This window comes from Cupriavidus sp. 2KB_3, from assembly GCF_052115685.1.
Lineage (GTDB): Bacteria > Pseudomonadota > Gammaproteobacteria > Burkholderiales > Burkholderiaceae > Cupriavidus > Cupriavidus campinensis.
The window spans coordinates 50,280-69,834 of the sequence record NZ_JBFRHD010000031.1; the positions used below are offsets into that span (position 1 = coordinate 50,280).

Sequence of the window (19,555 nt, forward strand, 5' to 3'; positions counted from 1 at the left end):
CCGCCGGTTTCACTGGATGATGCCGCCGCCCAGGCAGACGTCGCCGTCGTAGAGCACGGCGGACTGGCCCGGCGTCACCGCCCATTGCGCCTCGGCGAAGGCCAGCTTCAGCGCGTCGCCATTGGCCGCTTCTACCCGGCATGCCGCATCGCTCTGGCGATAGCGCGTCTTGGCCGCCATCCCGGCGCCGGCCGCAGGGGGCTCACCCGCCACCCAGGACAGGTCCGCCGCTTCCAGCACCGGCGTCAGCAGCCACGGATGGTCATGCCCCTGCACCACGTACAACGTGTTGCTGGCCATGTCCTTGCGCGCCACATACCAGGCATCGCCACTGCCATCGCGGCTGCCGCCCAGGCCGATGCCCTTGCGCTGGCCCAGCGTATAGAACGCCAGCCCGATGTGCTCCCCCACCACCTTGCCCTCGGGCGTCTTCATCGGCCCCGGCTTGGTCGGCAGGTAGCGATTGAGGAAGTCGCGGAACGGCCGCTCGCCGATAAAGCAGATCCCGGTCGAATCCTTCTTCTTCGCATTCGGCAGGCCGATCTCGGCGGCGATCTCGCGCACGCGCGTCTTCGGCATCTCGCCCAGCGGGAACAGCGTGCGCGACAGCTGCGCCTGGTTCAGCCGATGCAGGAAGTAGCTCTGGTCCTTGGTGTGGTCGAACGCCTTGAGCAGCTCGAAGCGCCCGTTGTCCGCCTGCCGCACGCGCGCATAGTGGCCCGTGGCGATGGTGTCGGCGCCCAGCGACATCGCGTGGTCCAGAAACGCCTTGAACTTGATTTCGGCATTGCAGAGCACGTCCGGGTTGGGCGTGCGGCCGGCCGAGTACTCGCGCAGGAAATCGGCGAACACGCGGTCCTTGTACTCGGCGGCGAAGTTCACCGCCTCCACGTCCACGCCGATCAGGTCGGCCACGGACACCACGTCGAGCCAGTCCTCGCGCGTGGAGCAGTATTCGCTGTCGTCATCGTCCTCCCAGTTCTTCATGAACAGGCCGATGACCTCGTACCCCTGCTGCTTGAGCAGCCACGCGGTGACCGACGAATCGACCCCGCCCGACATGCCCACGACCACCCGCTTGCCGCTCACGATGCGTCTCCCGTGGTGGTCGCCACGCTCGTGGGATGCGTATAAAGCACATCCAGCGCGAAGCGCTTGCCGGCGAGGTAGTCGTCCACGCAGGCCATCAGCAGCGGGGTGCGATGGCGCTCGGGGCAGGCGCGCAGTTCCTCGGCCGTCATCCACAGCGTGCGGATGATGCCGGTATCGAGCTGGCGGCCCTCATCGAGCGTGCCGAGGTCGCCGGTGAAGGCGAAGCGGATATAGGTGGTGTCGCCCTGGTCGCGCGACGACAGGCCCCGGCTCATATAGCAGCCGAGCAGCGCGCGCGGCTCGAAGGTGTGGGCGGTTTCCTCGAGGGTCTCGCGCACGACGGCGCGGATCAGGCTTTCGCCCGCTTCCAGGTGGCCGGCCGGCTGGTTCAGCCGCAGGCCGTCGCGCGTTTCCTCTTCAACCAGCAGGAAGCGGCCGCCGCGTTCGATGACAGCGGCAACCGTGACGCTGGCGTTCCATTCACGTGACATGATGCACATTTTTTAGGCAATCCGGCATTTTACCGGTTGCCGTCGGAATGTGCATGGGGGAAGGCGGAAAGGTCGGGAAAGCAGCAGGCGGCAGCAGCGCCATGGTGGCTTCCAGCCGTGCCGTCAGCGCGCGCGTGGCCGGCGTGAGCGGCTGGCGCACCTCGGCGCGAGCCAGCCCTGCCAGCGCCAGCGCCGCCTTGACCGGCGCGGGGTTCGGCTCGGCAAACATCAGGTCGATCAGCGGCGAGAGCTGGCGGAACAGCGCGCGCGCGGCTTCGTCGCGGCCGGTGCGGGCCAGTTGCAGCAGCCGGACGAACAGGTCCGGGCGGATATGGGCGGCGGCCGGCACCACGCCCGCGCCACCAGCCAGCAGGTGGTCGAGCATCGCGGCATCCTCGCCGCAGAACACGCGCAGGGCATCCTGCCCGGCCAGCGCACGCAGCCCGGCGCGGTCGCATTCCTTGATCGCCACGACCTGCGGATGGTCAGCCAGCCGCAGCGCCAGCGCGGGCGAGATCGTGGAGCCGGTGCGCTTCGGCACGTTGTAGAGCATCAGCGGGCGCGCCGTCTGGCTGGCCACGCGGCGCACGTGCCAGGCGATGCCCTCGTCCGACACACGCAGGTAGTATGGCGGCGGGACCAGGTAGCCGGCCAGGTCGAATCGATCGAGCGTGCGCACCTGCTCGCAGACCGAGCGCGTATCCACGCCGCCCACGCCTGCCATTACGGGCATGCTGCCCTGCGCTACCTCAAGCACGGCCGCGGTGACCATCAGCCGTTCCGCTTCGGTCAGCAGGCCGCCTTCGCCCGTGGTGCCGAGCACGATCAGGCCGTCCACGCCGGCGCCGGCATAGTGCGCGGCCAGCTGCTGGGCGGCGCGCAGGTCGGGCGCGCCGTGGCGCAATGGCGTGACCAGCGGCAGCCACAGGCCATCGCCAATGACCGGGTCAGTGCGCGGCATGATCGCTCCCCAGCATCGTCGTGACGCCGAACTCGGCGGCCGGCAGCGCGCTCATGATGGCGTGCATGGCGGCATCGCGGCCGGCGCGTTCCACTTCCACATGGAGCGTGGTTTCCCCGTGCCGATGGTCTACCTCCACCACATACACGCGCGCCAGTTGGCCGATGGCCCGGTGCAGCGTCTGACGCAGCATGAAGACCTGCGCCGAGGCCACCGCCAGGCGCAGACGGATCCAGTGGCCATCGCTCGCGGCGGAGGCTGGCAGGGCGTCACGCCCGGCGCGGCGGCGCGGGACGGTGGCAAAGGCAACGGCGAGGCTCGAGGACTGTCGCGACTGTCGCATTACGCTTGAATCCGCGCGGGGCGGATCGTCTGTGGAACATGGCTCCATGCTAGGGAGCGGCGTCTCAAATTGATGCAGCAATCGCGGCGCCCGGTATCAACAACGCATCAACGCCGCGTCGTCGAGCCGGTCAGAACGTCTTCGTGATGGACGCGAGCGCAGTCGCCTTGCCCATGTAGCGGCCGTGCGAATTCGTATAAGTGCCACGCTTGGCATTGGTGTCGAGGTAGGCCACGGCCACGCTCAGGCCCTTGCCGAAGTCCTTGGTCACGCCGATTTTCCAGTCGGTATACGAGGCATCGCTGAGGTTCTTCACGCCCTGGTAGCCCACATGCGCGTTGACCGTCAGGTCCCACACGTTGAGCGGCACGTTGGCCGTGAGGTCGATGTAGTAGCTGTTCTTGCTGTCGGCAAACCCGAACAGGTTGGTCAGCGCGTGCGAGTATTTGAGGAACAAGGGACCGTAGCCGATGCCGGCGTAGACCTCCGTGGTGTAGGGACGCGTGAAGCCACTCGGATAATCGCCAGGGTAGTAGTACTCGAGCACGCCGAGGTCATAGTTGAATTCGGCGTCGGCCAGCTTGAACGTGTTGCGGAAGCCGCCGTAGAAATCCATCTCCACCGGGGCGGAGACTTCCGCGTTGCTGTCCGAAAGCCAGCTGATGTTCGAGTTCCAGTTGCCGAGGTAGAGGCCGCTGGCGTGGGTGTAGTCGAATCCGCCCTGGATAGCCGGGCGACGGTTGGTCTGCATCAGGCCGCGGTAGCGGTATTCGCTGGCCAGCGTGACATTGGCGGTGAAGGTGTGCGGCGAAGCGTCCGCCTCCTGGGCGAGCGCCGTGGCGCATGGGGCGGCAAGGAGGACGAGAGCGGTAAGGCGGGTAGCGATCATGATGGTGGACGGGTGTTTGAAGGCGCCCTTCCCCGAAAAAGGCGGGGAAAGCGGCGTACCCGTCACGATACGGAGCGGCGCATCAAATCGGCATCAAGATTGGGCCTCGCAGCAACATGTTCGAATCAAGAGGGAATCCAGCCTGCATAAAACGAGTCGTTTCATGCGCCGCAAAAATGAGTCGTGGCGACCGCACAAATCGCCGACCATGCGGTCACCACCGAACGTAAGTTTCGGGTAAGCTGCGCAAAAATTGGTGCGCCGCGCCGCGGTGGACCAACGGGCCAGGACGTCTGCCCGCCCAATCAGATACGACGCCAGCTAAAGGAGAAATTGACGATGCATATCGGCATCCCGCAGGAAACGCGGGCAGGCGAGGCACGCGTCGCCGCCACCCCGGAGACCGTCAAGAAGTACGTTGCCCAAGGGCATCAGGTCACGGTGCAGGCTGGCGCAGGCGTACGCGCCAGCATTCCCGACGCGGCGTTCGAAGCCGCCGGCGCGCGCATCGGCACAGCTGCCGATGCCTTCGGCGCCGAGCTGGTGCTGAAGGTGCGTGCACCGGACGACGCAGAGCGCGCCCAGATCAAGCCCGGCGCCGTGCTGGTGGGCATGCTCAATCCCTTCGATATCGAGAACAACGCGCGCATGGCCAGTGCGGCCATCACCGCGTTCGCGCTCGAAGCCGCGCCGCGCACCACGCGCGCGCAGAGCATGGACGTGCTGTCGTCGCAGGCCAACATCGCCGGCTACAAGGCCGTGCTGGTGGCCGCGCACCACTACCAGCGCTTCATGCCGATGCTGATGACGGCCGCCGGCACGGTGAAGGCCGCGCGCGTGCTGATCCTCGGCGCTGGCGTGGCCGGTCTCCAGGCCATTGCCACCGCCAAGCGGCTGGGCGCCGTGATCGAGGCCTCGGACGTGCGCCCCGCCGTTAAAGAGCAGATCGAGTCACTTGGCGCCAAATTCCTCGACGTCCCGTTCGAGACCGACGAGGAACGCGAGATCGCCCAGGGCGTGGGCGGCTACGCCCGCCCCATGCCGGCAGACTGGATGCGCCGCCAGGCCGAACTGGTGCACCAGCGCGCCACGCAGGCCGACATCGTCATCACCACCGCGCTGATCCCGGGCCGCAAGGCGCCCGTGCTGCTGCAGGAAGACACCGTCAAGCAGATGAAGCCCGGCTCGGTGGTGGTCGACCTGGCCGCCGCCCAGGGCGGCAACTGTCCGCTGACCGTGGCCGACGAGGTCGTCGAACGCCACGGCGTGGTCCTGATCGGCTACACCAACCTGGCCGGCATGGTCGCCGCGGACGCCTCGGCGCTCTACGCGCGCAACGTGCTCGATTTCCTCAAGCTGATCGTCGACAAGGACGCGCGCTACACGCTCAACCTCGAAGACGACATCGTCGCCGCCTGCCTGATGTGCAAGGACGGCCAGCTCGTCAGGCAGGCCGCCTAGATTCCCAACCGGGCCGCCACGCCAGGACACCGGCGGGCAGCCCACCCAGCCTCAACCAAGGACGTATCACCCATGCAACGCAACATGCTCCGCGCCAAGCTCCACCGTGTCACCGTGACGCAGGCGGACCTCCACTACGAGGGATCGTGCGGCATCGACGAGAATCTTCTCGAAGCTGCCGACATGAAGGAGTTCGAAAAGATCGAGCTGTACAACGTCCAGAACGGCGAGCGCTTCTCCACGTACATCATCAAGGGTGCACGCGGCAGCGGCGAGATCTCGCTGAACGGCGCCGCCGCGCGCCGCGCGCACCTGGGCGACCAACTGATCATCTGCACCTACGCACCGATGAGCGACGAGGAAGTGAAGACCTACAAGCCGAAGGTCATCCTCGTGGACGAGAAGAATCGCATCAAGGAAATCAAGAAGATCGACTGATCTTTCTGGATGTTTTCCGATAGCCGCGTCCGGGGCGAGCCGCCCGGCGCGGCGGCGGTGCCGGCCCTGCAGTCCCACATCGATACGAAGCACGAAGAATTCGAAAGCAACGAGGAGAAGTCGATGGAGATGGTGAACCACACGGTGATCAACCTGATCATCTTTGTGCTGGCAATCTACGTGGGATACCACGTGGTCTGGACAGTGACGCCGGCCCTGCACACCCCGCTGATGGCCGTGACCAATGCGATCTCGGCCATCATCATCGTCGGCGCCATGCTGGCGGCCGGCCTCACGGAAGGCGGCGTGGGCCGCATCATGGGCACGCTGGCGGTGGCGCTGGCGGCGGTCAACGTGTTCGGCGGCTTCCTCGTGACCCAGCGCATGCTGGAGATGTTCAAGAAGAAGGAACCGAAGAAGCTGGCTGGCAAGGAGGGGGCACGATGACCGGACTCGTCAGCATGAACCTCGTCACGCTGCTGTACCTCGTGGCGTCGGTCTGCTTCATCCAGGCACTCAAGGGCCTGTCGCACCCCGCTTCGGCCCGCAAGGGCAACACCTTCGGCATGATCGGCATGGCCATCGCCGTGGTGACCACGCTGGTGCTGATCGTCAAGCTCAAGAACGAGTTCCTGGCGGCGGGCACGGCCCAGTCGTCGGTCGGCACGGGCCTGGCGCTGATCTTCGGCGCGCTGGTCGTGGGTGGCGGCATCGGTGCCTACGTGGCGCGCAAGGTCGAGATGACCAAGATGCCGGAACTGGTGGCGGCGATGCACTCGCTGATCGGTCTCGCGGCGGTGTTCATCGCGGTGGCCGCCGTGGCGGAGCCGGCTGCGTTCGGCATCGCGCCGGCCGGCTCGCACCTGATTCCCACCGGCAACCGGATCGAGCTGTTCATCGGCTGCTTCGTGGGCGCCATCACGTTCTCGGGCTCGGTGATCGCCTTCGGCAAGCTGGCGGGGCGCTACAAGTTCCGGCTGTTCCAGGGCGCCCCGGTGGTGTTCCCGGGCCAGCACTGGCTGAACCTGTTGCTGGCCGTGGCGATGTTCGGCTTCGGCATCATCTTCTTCCTGTCGCAGGCCTGGCTGCCGTTCCTGATCATGCTGGCGCTGGCCTTCGTGCTGGGCGTGCTGATCATCATCCCGATCGGCGGCGCGGACATGCCGGTGGTGGTGTCGATGCTGAACTCGTACTCGGGCTGGGCGGCGGCGGGCATCGGCTTCTCGCTGAACAACCCGATGCTGATCATCGCCGGCTCGCTGGTCGGCTCGTCCGGCGCCATCCTCTCGTACATCATGTGCAAGGCGATGAACCGCTCGTTCTTCAACGTGATTCTGGGCGGCTTTGGCGGTGACACGGCGGCAGCCGGCGCAGCCGGCGCGCAGGCCCAGCGCAACGTGAAGTCCGGCTCGGCGGACGACGCCGCGTTCCTGATGGGCAACGCCGAAACCGTGATCATCGTGCCCGGCTACGGCCTGGCGGTGGCCCGTGCTCAGCATGCACTTAAAGAATTGACCGAAAAGCTGCACGACAAGGGCGTGATCGTAAAGTACGCGATCCACCCCGTGGCGGGCCGCATGCCGGGCCATATGAACGTGCTGCTGGCCGAGGCCGAGGTGCCGTACGACCAGGTCTTCGAGATGGAGGACATCAACAGCGAGTTCGGGCAGGCCGACGTGGTGCTGGTGCTGGGCGCCAACGACGTGGTCAACCCGGCCGCCAAGACCGATCCGAAGTCGCCCATCGCCGGCATGCCGATCCTGGAGGCGTACAAGGCCAAGACCATCATCGTGAACAAGCGCTCGATGGCGGCCGGCTACGCGGGCCTGGACAACGAGCTGTTCTATATGGACAAGACCATGATGGTGTTCGGCGATGCCAAGAAGGTGGTCGAGGACATGTTCAAGGCGGTGGAATGACGCCGGGCGCCGCGGAACGCCAATCTGAATGGGAATCCGACTGACAATCAGGCCGGAAACCCTTCGTGATTAAAGCGGCGTGAAGACCTGAAATCAACGAAATCGAAGACATGCGGCCGGCAACCAACGCCGGCCGTTTGCTTTTGGCCTCCTTTGGTGCGGCAACATTGCGTGGGCCCGTCCGCGCGCTATACTGGCTTGCCACGGCCCCCAACCCTCGCTCTTCATTCGCTGCCGGCCGCAGCGCAGATCGCACCATGACATTCAGCCCGCATGACAGGAACCTGTCGGTCTTCCATCACCCCGTCCTGACGGTGCTGGTGGACGACAGCAAATCGTTTATCGACAGCCTGGCATTCCAGATGGACGCGTCGCGCGCCGTGGTGAGCTTCACCGACCCGCGCGAGGCCCTGACATGGATCCGCGAAGCCTATGCCACCCGGCATCCGGCCTTCCTGCCCGTGCGCGTGACCCACGACGACCTGACCTTCCTGAGCGAGCGGCGCACCGTGCAGCTGGACGTGGACCGCATCCATCGCCAGATCCACGACATCCATCGCTTCATGCAGCCCGGGGTGATCGTGGTGGACTACTCGATGCCGCAGATGGACGGCCTCGAGTTCTGCCAGGCGCTGCAGGACCTGCCGTGCAAGACCATCCTGCTGACCGGCACCGCCGACGAGAGCATCGCGGTGCAGGGCTTCAACCATGGGCTGATCGACCGCTACGTAAAGAAGCACGATCCGAACATGGTGGCGCGGCTCGACCAGGAAATCGACGCCCTCCAGCAACAGTACTTCGCCTCGATCTCGCGCACGCTGCGCGACCTGCTCACGCGGCATTCGTACGCGTTCCTGTCCGATCCGGTGATGGCCGACCGCGTGCGCCAGACCGCCGCGCGCTATGGCTTCGTCGAGTACTACCTGTATCCGAATCCGGTAGGCATCCTGCTGCTGACGGCGCAGGGACATGCCACGCTGATGGTGATCGAGACGCGCGCCGGGCTGATGAGCCAGGTGGAGTCGGCCGAAGCCTACGAGGCGCCGGCCACGCTGATCGAAGGGCTGCGCGAAGGCCGCATCGTGCCATTCTTCTGGCCCGGCAACGGCATGTACACGCCGGCCTGTGCTGACTGGGAGCAATACTGCCTGCCGGCCGAGCGGTGCGAAGGGCGCGAGGAGTACTTCTATGCGCTGTTCGACCTGCCGCGCCACCTGCTCCAGGAGCCGGTGGTGAGCCTGCAGGGCTTCCTGAGCGATTTCGCCCGCAACCCCGAAGCGCTGACGGGGCGGGACAAGCAGGCATAACCCTCCCCGTCCCGCATCCCGCTTATTCCTTCGGCGCTTCCCCGCCTTCCTTGCGGTTGCCGCCGCGCACCATGTCGAAGCGGAACAGCCGGCATTCGATATTGCCGTTATAGAGCGGCGTGCGGCGCGATTCCTTGAGCCGCAGGCGCTTCGGGATGCTCAGGTCGCCCGTGAACACCCACGCCTGCCAGCCCGCGAAGTGTTGCTTCAACGTTGTGGCGAAGGCGCTGGCGAACTGGTTCGCGGCGGCCTCCTCGGCCTCATCGCGCGGCGCTTCGGGCAGGGCGCCCCGGCGCTGCTCGCCGCGCACGGCGATCCGCTCGCCATAGGGCGGATTCATCAGCATCACGCCCGGCATGGCGAACGGCGGCTGCACGAAGCGCGCATCCACCTGCTTCAGACGCACCTCGCCCGGCAGCCCGGCGCGCTGCCAGTTGGCGTCCGCCATCGCCAGCATGTCCGTGGAAATGTCCGATCCGGCGATCTCCAGCGCCGCCACGCCCTTGGCCGCCGCCTCCTTGGCGCGCTGCGCATCGGCGCGCAGGGCCTGCCAGGCCTTGTTGTCCATGCCCTTGAGCCATTCGAACGCAAACGTCCGCGCCCCGCCCGGCGGGAGGCCCAGCGCCACCTGCGCCGCCTCCACCAGGAACGTGCCGCTGCCGCACATTGGATCGAAGAACGGACGGTCAGTCTGGCCCTGCACCCATCCCGCCAGCCGCAGGATGCCGGCGGCAAGGTTTTCCTTGAGCGGCGCCTCGCCCTTTTCCATACGCCAGCCGCGCTTGAACAGCGGCTCGCCGGTGGTGTCGAGGTACAGCGTGCAGTCGAACTCGGTCAAATGCGCATAAATCCGCACATCCGGGCTGACTGTATCGACGCTGGGCCGGGCGCCAAGCGCCTCGCGCATGGCATCGCACACACCGTCTTTTACGCGCAGCGCGGTGAAGTTCAGGCTGTGCAGCGGCGACTTGTGCGCGGTGATGTCCACCCGCAGCGACTCATCGGGCGAAAACCACTGGTCCCAGCGCTGCTGGCGGGCCAGCGCGTAGACATCGTCCTCATGCCGGTAACCGCGCTGCGCCACGCGCAGCAGCACGCGGCTGGCGATGCGCGAGTGCAGGTTGACGGCATAGGCGGCCGCCATCTCGCCCGAGAACGGCACGCCGCCCGGCACCTCGCGATGCACCTGAAACGGCGCGGCGGCCACCACGGCCGGGTACTGGGCGATTTCCCGCAGTTCCTCGGCAAGGGCGGATTCCAGGCCACGCGGGCAGGGAGCAAAGAAGGCTTGGGTCATGGGAAGAACATCCTGCAAACAAAAACGTCCGCCGTGGCGGACGGGAGTGAGACTAGCGTAGCGGACCGCGCGGCGGACCGCTAGTCGGCCGCCAGCGCGCGGTCCAGGAACTCGAGGCGGTCCTGGCCCCAGTACGGCTGACCGTCCAGCACGAACCACGGGGCGCCGTATACGTTGGCCGAGAGCGCGTCCTGCGTATTCTGCGCGTAGGCGGCCTGCACCGCCTGCCCCTCGCTGGCCTTGAGCAGATTGGCGCCGTCCAGGCCAGCTTCGTCGGCGATCAGCGCCAGCGTGGCCGCATCGGCGATATTGCGCTGGTCGGCCCACACGCCGCGGCAGATGGCGCCCGTCAGTTCCAGCGCACGCGCCGTGCCATGCGCCAGTTGCGCGGCGATGATCAGCCGGGCAGCGGCATCGCCAGACACCGGGAAGAACGTCGGATGCAGATGCATCGGCATGTTCAGGAACTTGCTCCAGCGTTCAAGTTCCACCAGCCGGTATGCCTGGCGCTGCGGCGGCCGCTGCGCCAGCGGCACGCCGCCCGATACCGCGAACACTTTGCCGAGATCCACCGGCTTCAGCAGCACCTGGGCGTTGTGGCGGTTGGCGATGTCGACGAAGCGGGCATGTCCGAGGTAGACAAACGGGGACTGCGGCGCCAGGAAGTACTCGACCTGCTTGCTCATCATGACCTCATGTAAGGCTTTGGGGGAGAACGCTGAATCGTATAACGCTTAAAACGGCTTCACGACCACGAGGATCACGATGGCCAGCAGCACCAGCACCGGCAGTTCGTTGAACCATCGATAGAACGTGTGCGAGCGCGCATTGGCGCCCCGCTCGAACTTGCGCAACAACACGCCGCAGCCGTGGTGGTAGCCGATCAGCACCAGCACCAGCGCCAGCTTGGCGTGCATCCAGCCCTGCCCCGTGCCGCGCCCGATGCCATAGCCAAGGTACAGCCACAGCCCGAACACCACTGCCGGCACGGCCAGCATGGTCATAAACCGGAACAGCTTGCGCGCCATCAGCAGCAGCCGCTGCACGCCAGCCGGATCGGTCTCCATCGCCAGGTTGACGAAGATGCGCGGCAGGTAGAACAACCCCGCGAACCACGACACGACGAAGACGATATGGAGCGACTTGATCCAGAGCATTGGCGGTGGACGTTGTTTTGGAGTGTTGACGAAGCGTGGCCGGGGACCCTCAGGTCCGGATTTCTCCGTGCCCGAACACGACGTATTTCAACGACGTCAGCCCCTCCAGCCCGACAGGGCCACGTGCGTGGAGCTTGTCGTTGGAAATGCCGATCTCCGCGCCAAGGCCGTACTCGAAGCCATCGGCGAAGCGCGTCGAGGCGTTGATCATCACGCTGGCCGAATCCACCTCGCGCAGGAAGCGCATGCCGGCGGTGTAGTTCTCGGTGATGATCGAATCGGTGTGGGCCGAACCATAGGTATTGATATGGTCGATGGCCGCGTCGAGCCCGTCCACGGTGCGGATGGCCAGCACCGGCGCCAGGTATTCGAGGCGCCAGTCCTCCTCGGTGGCATCGACCAGCTTGCCGAAGCCTGCCGCCTCCAGGGTGGCGCGCGTGGCCGCGCAGACGCGCAGCTCCACGCCCTTTTCCTGGTAGATGCGGGCCAGCGGCGGCAGCACGGCGGCGGCGATGTCGCGCGACACCAGCAGCGTTTCCATCGTGTTGCACGGCGCGTAGCGCTGGGTCTTGGCGTTGTCGGCCACGCGGATTGCCTTGTCCAGGTCCGCATCGGTGTCGATGTAGACGTGGCAGATGCCGTCCAGGTGCTTGATCATCGGCACGCGGGCTTCTTCCATCAGGCGCGCGATCAGGCTCTTGCCACCGCGCGGCACGATCACGTCGACATATTCCGTCATCGTGATCAGCCGGCCCACGGCGGCGCGGTCGGTGGTCTCGATGACTTGCACGGCCTCCGCCGGCAGCCCGGCCGACGACAGCCCTTCCGCCACCAGCGCCGCCAGTGCCGTGTTCGACTCGATGGCCTCGGAGCCGCCGCGCAGGATCGTGGCGTTGCCGGACTTCAGGCACAGCGCCGCGGCGTCGATGGTCACGTTCGGGCGCGACTCGTAGATGATGCCGATCACGCCCAGCGGCACGCGCATCTGACCGACCTGGATGCCGGTCGGGCGGAACTTCATATTGGTGATCTCGCCGATCGGGTCTGCCAGCGCGGCAATCTGCTCCAGCCCTGCCGCCATCGTGACGATGGCCTTGTCGGACAGCGTCAGGCGGTCCACGAACGCGGCATCCTGGCCGTTGGCACGGGCACGCTCCACATCGCGCGCGTTCACGGCCTTGAGCTTGTCGGCATCCCGGCGGATGGCGGCGGCGATGGTCAGCAGCGCGCGGTTCTTGTCAGCCGTGGAGGCTCGCGCCATCGCGCGCGACGCCGCGCGGGCCTGCTGGCCAACGCGGTCCATGTAAGCGTTGAGATCGAACTCGGTCATGATGATGTCCAGGCGTTCCTGGCTCGACTGCGTAGTAATGTCTCGGGGGCCCCGGGGGCCGGTGTCGGTGCGGTATGTCAGGCGACCGGTCGATCGGAACCTCAGGTCGGGCGCGCAATCATCAGCGCCAGTTGCAGCAGGCCATCCCATGGCTCGGCCGGGAGGCTGCCGCCCGGGCCGCCTGCGCCTGGCAGGTCGGACAGGCCCTTGACCTGCCGGTCCAGCCGGGCGGCCATGGCCAGCGCGGCTTCCAGCTGCGGCAGCGACAAGCGCTGCGCGGCCTGCGGCACCAGCCGCTCGCGCGGGCCCCAGACGCGCAATTCGCGCATCAGCACGCCCGCAGGCTTGCCGGCCGCCAGCCCTTGCCGGACTTTGGATAATACGCGAATTTCCTCGGTCAGCGCCCACAGCACCAGCACCGTGGCCTCGCCCTCGCCGCGCAGCCCTTCGAGCATGCGCGTGAGGCGCGGCACATCGCCGCCGAGCATCGCCTCGGACAGCTTGAACACGTCGTAGCGCGCCACGTTGAGCACCGCGTCGTGCACCTGGTCGAAGGTAAGCACACCGGGCGGGTACAGCAGGCCGAGCTTCTGGATTTCCTGGTGCGCGGCGAGCAGGTTGCCTTCCACCTTGTCGGCGATGAACTGGAGCGCCCTGCGCCCGGCCTCGCCCGGCTCCACGCGCTGCTGCTGCAAGCCCAGCCGCTCGCCCACCCAGGCCGGCAGCCGCGTACGGTCCACCGCATCGACCTTGATCGACACCCCGGCGGACTCCAGCGCCTGGAACCACGCCGACTTGGACGTCGCGAAATCAAGCCGGGGCAGCGTGACGAGCATCACCACGTCCGGCGACGGCTGGGCCGCCACGGCGCGCAGCGCCTCGCCACCATCCTTGCCGGGCTTGCCGGTCGGGATGCGCAATTCCACAATTTTCCGGTCGCCGAACAGCGACATCGACTGCTGGGCCTCCACCAGTTGGCTCCAGTGGAAGCCGCGCTCGGCCACGAGCACGTCCCGCTCGGAAAAACCGGCCTCGCGCGCGGTGCGGCGCAGCCGGTCCACCGCCTCGAGCACCAGCAGGTGTTCGTCGCCATGCACGACGTACAGCGGCGCCATGCCCTTGACCTGGGCCTGCTTCAGGTGCGCGTCGAGTCCGTCGAGCTTCAGTTGCATCGCGGTGCGGGGCGGGGTCGAGCCGCCCTCAGATGGCCTTGACCGAGGCCAGGCGGCGCATCAGCTGCTGGACGATATCGCGCTGCATATCGCGATAGAGCTGCTGCTCCTCGTAGTCCTTGGCCAGCGTGTTGGCTTCGTTGTAGGTCAGGTCGCGGGTCAGGACCAATTGCGACGGCGGAATCAGCTCCTTGCCGGCCTGGTCGCGCAGGCGGAAGCTGAAGCGCTGCGTCAGCCGGTATTCGCGCACCACGCCCTCGGTCGTGATCGACAGGATCGACTTGGCGCGGGTGTCGCCCAGCACATCGAGAATCGCGTCGGCTTCCTTCATATCGCTGACGATCTGCGTGTCCGAGCCATTGCGGATGTTGCGGCGCAGGTCCGCCCCCATCAACGAATTGGGCGGAATGCCGATATAGAGCCGCTTGAACGCGAAGTCAGCGTTGCCGCGCATGTGAAAGCCGCAGCCGGCCAGCAAGCCGGCTGCCGCCATCGCGGCGAGCACCCTGCGACGTCCTGTGTTGATTCCGTCCATGCTTCGCAATTCCCTTGTTTCGGGGCGCCTCAGAGCACCACGTTGACGAGTCGGCCCGGCACGACCACGATCTTCTTGGGCGCGGCGCCGGCGGCGAACTTCGCCACGATCTCGCTCGCGGCGGCCGTGGCCTCGATGGCGGCGCGGTCGGCATCGGCCGGCACCGTCAGGCTGCCACGGACCTTGCCGTTCACCTGGAGCACCAGTTCGATCTCGCTACGCACCAGCGCGGCCTCGTCCACCTGCGGCCAGGCGGCGTCCAGCAGGTCACCGCCCTGCTCAGCGTAGCCCAGCTCCTGCCACAGCGCGTGCGTGACGTGCGGCACCACCGGATACAGCACGCGCAGCAGGATGCCGAAGCCCTCACGGCGCGCGGCCGGCGAGGCGCCCTTGGCGTCTTCCAGCGCGTTCAGCATCTTCATCGTGGCCGAGACCACGGTGTTGTACTGGATGCGCTGGTAATCGTAATTCGCTTGCTTCAGCACGCCGTGGAGGTCGCGGCGCAGTGCGGCGTCATCGGCCGTGAACGCCGTGCCGGCACCGTCGCGAATCGCCTGGGCGTTGGCATGGGCGAAGTTCCACACGCGGCGCAGGAAGCGCGACGCGCCCTCCACGCCCGAGCCGCTCCACTCGAGCTGCTGCTCGGGCGGCGCGGCGAACATCACGAACAGGCGTGCCGTGTCGGCGCCGTACTGGTCGATCAGCGCCTGCGGGTCGATGCCGTTGTTCTTCGACTTCGACATCTTCTCCACGCCGCCGATCACCACCGGCTGGCCGTCCGCCTTCAGCGTGGCGCCCAGCGGGCGGCCGCGCTCGTCGGTCTGCACGTCCACCTCGGCCGGGTTGTACCAGTGCTTCTTGCCCGAGGCGTCCTCGCGGTAATAGGTCTCGTTGAGCACCATGCCCTGCGTGAGCAGGTTCGTGAACGGCTCGCTGAACTTGACCAGGCCCATGTCGCGCATGACCTTGGTCCAGAAGCGGGCGTACAGCAAATGCAGGATCGCGTGCTCGATGCCGCCGATGTACTGGTCCATCGGCATCCAGTAGTCGTTGCGGGCGTCGACCATGGTCGGGGCGTCCGGGCACGTGTAGCGCATGTAGTACCAGCACGAGTCGATGAACGTATCCATCGTGTCGGTCTCGCGGCGCGCGGGCTTGCCGCACGACGGGCACGTGCAGTTCAGGAAGCGCGGGTCCTTGTTCAGCGGATTGCCGGTGCCGTCCGGCACGAGGTCTTCCGGCAGCACCACGGGCAGGTCCTGCTCGGGCACGGGCACCACGCCGCAGGCGTCGCAATGGATCAGCGGGATCGGCGTGCCCCAGTAGCGCTGGCGCGAGATGCCCCAGTCGCGCAGGCGCCAGGTCACCTTCTTCTCGCCCAGGCCCTTGGCGGTGAGGTCGGCGGCGATGGCGTCGACGGCGGCCTGATAGCCCAGGCCATCGTACTTGCCGCTATGGACCAGCTTGCCGGCTTCCTTGTCGCCGTACCATTCCTGCCACGCTTCGGTGGAGAACGGCTGGGCCTTCACATCCACCACCTGCCGGATCGGCAGCTGGTACTTGTTCGCGAACGCAAAGTCGCGCTCGTCGTGCGCCGGCACGCCCATCACGGCGCCGTCGCCGTAGCTCATCAGCACATAGTTGCCGACCCAGACATCCACCGGCTCGCCGGTCAGCGGGTGCTCGACCTGCAGCCCGGTCGGCATGCCCTTCTTCTCCATGGTCGCCATGTCGGCTTCCATGACCGAACCATGCTTGCATTCGTCGATGAACGCGGCCAGCGCGGGATTGTTCGCCGCCGCCAGCGTGGCCAGCGGGTGCTCGGCGGCCACCGCGCAGAACGTCACGCCCATGATCGTGTCGGCGCGGGTCGTGAACACGTACAGCTTGCCGTCGTTGACGAGCTTGCCGTCGGCGCCCGCGATCTGGTGCGGGAACGCAAAACGCACGCCGGTACTCTTGCCGATCCAGTTCTGCTGCATCACCTTGACGCGCTCAGGCCAGCCGAGCGCATCCAGATCACCGAGCAACTCGTCCGCATAATCGGTGATCCGCAGGTAATACATCGGAATTTCGCGCTTCTCCACCACTGCGCCCGAGCGCCAGCCGCGCCCGTCGATGACCTGCTCGTTGGCCAGCACGGTCTGGTCCACGGGGTCCCAGTTGACCGTGCCGGTCTTGCGGTAGGCGATGCCCTTTTCCAGCATCTTCAGGAACAGCCACTGGTTCCAGCGGTAGTAGTCCGGGCTACACGTTGCCACCTCGCGCGACCAGTCGATCGCCAGGCCCATCGACTGCATCTGCTTCTTCATGTAAGCAATGTTGTCGTAGGTCCAGGCAGCAGGTGCCACGTGGTTGTTCAGCGCGGCGTTCTCGGCCGGCATGCCGAAGGCGTCCCAGCCCATCGGCATCAGCACGTTGTGGCCGTTCATGCGCAGGTAGCGCGCCATCACGTCGTTGATCGTGTAGTTCCGCACGTGACCCATGTGCAGCTTGCCCGACGGGTACGGCAGCATCGAGCAGGCGTAGAACTTCGACTTCTCCCTCCCGTCGGGGCCCACGGCATGCTCGGCCACCTTGTAGGCTTCGGTGGCCTGCCAGTGCTGCTGGGCGGCTTGTTCAACGGCGGAAGGAAGATATTTGTCTTGCATGTTTGGTGCGACGGATCAGGACGTCGGATCGGGGACGGCGTTCCGCGCGCACCTGGGGTGCCGGGCGGACCGATTTGCGAAAGAGCCGATTATAACCGTGGCGGACACCCGCCACGGACGGCGAAAAGTCTGAAAATGGCCACGCGGCAGGCCATTTTCGGCAATGACTGGCGTGTGCCGGCTTACTTCAGGCCCAGCACGTCCTGCATGTCGAACAGGCCGGACGGCTTGTCGGCCAGGAAGCACGCCGCGCGCACCGCGCCGTCGGCGTACGACTGGCGGCTCGACGACTTGTGGCTGATCTCGATGCGCTCGCCAATGCCGGCGAACATCACGGTGTGATCGCCAACGATATCGCCGCCGCGCACGGTGGCGAAGCCGATGCTGTTGGCGTCGCGCGGGCCGGTGTGGCCTTCGCGGGCATAGACGGCGCAATCGTCCAGGCTGCGGCCTAGCGCGCCGGCAACCACCTCTCCCATAGCCAGCGCCGTGCCCGATGGAGCGTCGACCTTGTGGCGATGGTGGGCTTCGATGATCTCGATGTCGTAGCCGGTCGAAAGTAGCTTTGCCGCCACTTCCAGCAACTTGAAGGTGGCGTTCACCCCCACGCTCATGTTGGCGGCGAAGACGATGGCGATCGACTTGGCGGCGTCGGCCAGCGCCTGCTTGCCGGCAGCGTCGAAACCCGTGGTGCCGATCACCATCTTCTTGCCGAGCCGGCGCGCCGCGGCCACGTGAGCCAGCGTGCCTTCGGGGCGCGTGAAGTCGATCAGGCAGTCGGCGGCACCGAGCACGGCGTCCACGTCGGACGAGATCGTCACACCGGTGGTGCGGCCCAGGAACAACCCGGCATCCTGGCCCAGCGCGGCGGCGCCTGGCACGTCGAGCGCGCCGGTCAGCGTCACGCCTTCGGTATTCAGCACGTGTTCGATGAGCATGCGGCCCATGCGACCGGAAGCGCCTGCGATTGCAATATTCATGGTGATTGTGCGATGTCGGGGAAGAAGCGCCGCCCGGCCGGGGCGGCAAGGCGGCATGGCATCCAGGCGCGGCCCGCAACGGGCCGCGTACCGGTCAGCTTGCCGGTTTGGCGGACGTGTCGGGCGCGGGCGTGGCGGGCGGAGTGGCCGGAGCCGGGGCGGCTTCGGGGACTGGCGCGGCGGTCGGCGGCATGGGGGCGGCGCTATCGGCAGCGCCTGCCGGAGCAGCCGGTGCCGGCGTGGCCGGGGCGTCGGCCGGTGCGCTGCTGGAACTCGTCACGATCTTGCCCGGCGTCTGGTTGCGCTGCGCAGCCTTCATCCCGTCGATTTCGGCGATCAGTTCATATTCGGACGGCAATTCGTCGCCACCAAACTTGACCAGTTTGTCACCGTCGAAGAACACCGTGTAGCGGCGTTGCTGCACCACCGGCGTGCTGCCGCGGCGGAACGAGAACACGTAATCCCAGCGATTGGCATGGAAGACGTCGGTCAGCAGCGGCGTGCCCAGCAGGAAGCGGACCTGATCGCGCGTCATGCCTTCGCGCAGTTGCGAGGCTGCCTCGCGCGAGACGAAATTGCCCTGTACGATATTGATACGATACGGCGTGATGGCGTCGGCCACCTTGCGCGACGTGCTGTCATAGGCCGAGCAGGCGCCGGCCAGCACGGCGGCCGCCAGCAGGGAAGACACCAGCGGCAGGCGCATGGCGGTCGTACGGAATGAACGCATGGATCTCGCTTTCAGACGGGAAAGGATAGTGCCGGGTCCGGTACAGGCCGTGGCACCGGGGCGACTTTTGTCGCCAAAACCCTTATGATTCAACTATCCAGACATTGTACTCTAGGGAGTCACGCCTATGCCGAGTCCGGCGGACCTCAAAAACATCGGCCTGAAGGCGACCGTCCCCCGCCTCAAGATCCTCGAGATCTTCCAGACCAGTGAACAGCGCCACCTGAGCGCCGAAGACGTGTACCGCATCCTGCTCAATGAGCACATGGATATCGGTCTCGCCACGGTATATCGCGTCCTGACCCAATTCGAGCAGGCCGGTCTGCTGTCGCGCAACAACTTCGAATCGGGCAAGGCGATCTTCGAACTCAACGAAGGCAAGCACCACGATCACCTGGTGTGCCTCGATTGCGGCCGGGTCGAGGAATTCTTCGACTCCGACATCGAGCAACGCCAGCAAAGCATTGCGCGCGAGCGCGGCTTTGCACTGCAGGAACACGCATTGTCGCTGTACGGCAACTGCACCAAGAACGACTGTCCCCACAGACCCAAACGATAAGCCGCCGCGGGCCATGGCCCAGCGAGCAGGCAACAAAAACCGGCGCCTTTGAACTGACCCCCTAAAGTTGGACGGGTAAGTTAGGCCGCGGCCRAGGGCTGGGTCCTGTATTGCACAGGACTCAGCCCTTTTAGCTTGAGCTTGATGCGGTCGTGATTGTAGTACCGGATGTATTCGGCTATGCCACGACGCAACTGGTCGACGTTGGCGAAGCGCTCTAACCGGAAGCACTCTGACTTGAGC

Annotated in this window: 21 protein-coding genes; 6 read left to right on the forward strand and 15 right to left on the reverse strand. The window is 66.3% G+C overall.

Annotated features, from left to right (window positions below):
• Positions 1 to 9 precede the first annotated feature (9 nt).
• From mnmA to AB4120_RS26025, 5 genes are all read right to left on the reverse strand, one after another.
• A complete protein-coding gene (gene mnmA, locus AB4120_RS26005) occupies positions 10 to 1,089 on the reverse strand; it encodes a tRNA 2-thiouridine(34) synthase MnmA (RefSeq protein ID WP_441643017.1) in 1,080 nt (359 codons plus the stop codon).
• Entirely contained in the window at positions 1,086 to 1,592 is a 507-nt protein-coding gene (locus tag AB4120_RS26010) for an NUDIX hydrolase (protein ID WP_149137425.1), read from the reverse strand. Before AB4120_RS26010 ends, mnmA begins: the two co-directional genes overlap by 4 nt.
• Positions 1,573 to 2,544 carry a 4-hydroxy-tetrahydrodipicolinate synthase gene (gene dapA / locus AB4120_RS26015; protein ID WP_149137424.1) on the reverse strand — a complete coding sequence of 324 codons (972 nt, stop codon included), beginning with the start codon at positions 2,542 to 2,544 and terminating at the stop codon, positions 1,573 to 1,575. The genes AB4120_RS26010 and dapA overlap by 20 nt, the downstream gene beginning before the upstream one ends.
• Complete coding sequence (locus AB4120_RS26020) at positions 2,531 to 2,887, reverse strand: hypothetical protein (protein ID WP_149137423.1); 357 nt, start codon at positions 2,885 to 2,887, stop codon at positions 2,531 to 2,533. Before AB4120_RS26020 ends, dapA begins: the two co-directional genes overlap by 14 nt.
• Before the next feature lie 130 nt (positions 2,888 to 3,017).
• A complete protein-coding gene (locus tag AB4120_RS26025; protein ID WP_149137422.1) occupies positions 3,018 to 3,776 on the reverse strand; it encodes a TorF family putative porin in 759 nt (252 codons plus the stop codon).
• A gap of 339 nt (positions 3,777 to 4,115) precedes the next feature.
• On the opposite strand from AB4120_RS26025, the gene AB4120_RS26030 reads away from it, so the two are divergent.
• From AB4120_RS26030 to AB4120_RS26050, 5 genes are all read left to right on the forward strand, one after another.
• Entirely contained in the window at positions 4,116 to 5,237 is a 1,122-nt protein-coding gene (locus AB4120_RS26030) for a Re/Si-specific NAD(P)(+) transhydrogenase subunit alpha (protein WP_144201437.1), read from the forward strand.
• A gap of 72 nt (positions 5,238 to 5,309) precedes the next feature.
• A complete protein-coding gene (gene panD / locus AB4120_RS26035) occupies positions 5,310 to 5,675 on the forward strand; it encodes an aspartate 1-decarboxylase (RefSeq protein WP_144201435.1) in 366 nt (121 codons plus the stop codon).
• Between the two features lie 123 nt (positions 5,676 to 5,798).
• Positions 5,799 to 6,122, forward strand: coding sequence for an NAD(P) transhydrogenase subunit alpha (locus tag AB4120_RS26040; protein ID WP_149137662.1), 324 nt, complete (start codon positions 5,799 to 5,801; stop codon positions 6,120 to 6,122).
• Positions 6,119 to 7,594, forward strand: a complete 1,476-nt coding sequence (locus tag AB4120_RS26045; RefSeq protein ID WP_149137421.1) for an NAD(P)(+) transhydrogenase (Re/Si-specific) subunit beta — start codon at positions 6,119 to 6,121, stop codon at positions 7,592 to 7,594. The genes AB4120_RS26040 and AB4120_RS26045 overlap by 4 nt, the downstream gene beginning before the upstream one ends.
• Positions 7,595 to 7,851: 257 nt before the next feature.
• Complete coding sequence (locus AB4120_RS26050; RefSeq protein WP_144201431.1) at positions 7,852 to 8,901, forward strand: response regulator; 1,050 nt, start codon at positions 7,852 to 7,854, stop codon at positions 8,899 to 8,901.
• Between the two features lie 22 nt (positions 8,902 to 8,923).
• On the opposite strand, the gene AB4120_RS26055 is transcribed toward AB4120_RS26050, so the two are convergent.
• From AB4120_RS26055 to AB4120_RS26095, 9 genes are all read right to left on the reverse strand, one after another.
• Positions 8,924 to 10,198 carry a THUMP domain-containing class I SAM-dependent RNA methyltransferase gene (locus AB4120_RS26055; protein ID WP_149137420.1) on the reverse strand — a complete coding sequence of 425 codons (1,275 nt, stop codon included), beginning with the start codon at positions 10,196 to 10,198 and terminating at the stop codon, positions 8,924 to 8,926.
• A gap of 80 nt (positions 10,199 to 10,278) precedes the next feature.
• Positions 10,279 to 10,884 carry a 2-hydroxychromene-2-carboxylate isomerase gene (locus AB4120_RS26060; protein WP_149137661.1) on the reverse strand — a complete coding sequence of 202 codons (606 nt, stop codon included), beginning with the start codon at positions 10,882 to 10,884 and terminating at the stop codon, positions 10,279 to 10,281.
• 48 nt (positions 10,885 to 10,932) lie between these two features.
• Positions 10,933 to 11,355: a CopD family protein gene (locus AB4120_RS26065; RefSeq protein ID WP_149137419.1), complete on the reverse strand. Its 423-nt coding sequence runs from the start codon at positions 11,353 to 11,355 to the stop codon at positions 10,933 to 10,935.
• A 49-nt stretch (positions 11,356 to 11,404) separates the two neighbouring features.
• Positions 11,405 to 12,685 carry a glutamate-5-semialdehyde dehydrogenase gene (locus AB4120_RS26070; protein ID WP_144201425.1) on the reverse strand — a complete coding sequence of 427 codons (1,281 nt, stop codon included), beginning with the start codon at positions 12,683 to 12,685 and terminating at the stop codon, positions 11,405 to 11,407.
• Between the two features lie 101 nt (positions 12,686 to 12,786).
• On the reverse strand, positions 12,787 to 13,857 hold the full coding sequence (gene holA / locus AB4120_RS26075) for a DNA polymerase III subunit delta (RefSeq protein ID WP_149137418.1): 1,071 nt from the start codon (positions 13,855 to 13,857) through the stop codon (positions 12,787 to 12,789).
• A gap of 28 nt (positions 13,858 to 13,885) precedes the next feature.
• Positions 13,886 to 14,392 carry an LPS-assembly lipoprotein LptE gene (locus AB4120_RS26080; protein WP_149137417.1) on the reverse strand — a complete coding sequence of 169 codons (507 nt, stop codon included), beginning with the start codon at positions 14,390 to 14,392 and terminating at the stop codon, positions 13,886 to 13,888.
• Between the two features lie 29 nt (positions 14,393 to 14,421).
• Positions 14,422 to 17,043 carry a leucine--tRNA ligase gene (gene leuS, locus AB4120_RS26085; protein WP_441643018.1) on the reverse strand — a complete coding sequence of 874 codons (2,622 nt, stop codon included), beginning with the start codon at positions 17,041 to 17,043 and terminating at the stop codon, positions 14,422 to 14,424.
• Between the two features lie 182 nt (positions 17,044 to 17,225).
• A complete protein-coding gene (gene dapB / locus AB4120_RS26090) occupies positions 17,226 to 18,023 on the reverse strand; it encodes a 4-hydroxy-tetrahydrodipicolinate reductase (protein ID WP_149137415.1) in 798 nt (265 codons plus the stop codon).
• Positions 18,024 to 18,117: 94 nt separating this feature from the next.
• A complete protein-coding gene (locus AB4120_RS26095; protein ID WP_149137414.1) occupies positions 18,118 to 18,753 on the reverse strand; it encodes an outer membrane protein assembly factor BamE in 636 nt (211 codons plus the stop codon).
• 127 nt (positions 18,754 to 18,880) lie between these two features.
• On the opposite strand from AB4120_RS26095, the gene fur reads away from it, so the two are divergent.
• Positions 18,881 to 19,312: a ferric iron uptake transcriptional regulator gene (gene fur / locus AB4120_RS26100; protein ID WP_092298769.1), complete on the forward strand. Its 432-nt coding sequence runs from the start codon at positions 18,881 to 18,883 to the stop codon at positions 19,310 to 19,312.
• 80 nt (positions 19,313 to 19,392) lie between these two features.
• Here the strand turns inward: fur and AB4120_RS26105 are convergent.
• A partial coding sequence (locus AB4120_RS26105; protein ID WP_441643019.1) for an IS3 family transposase occupies positions 19,393 to 19,555 on the reverse strand: 163 nt, incomplete at its 5' end.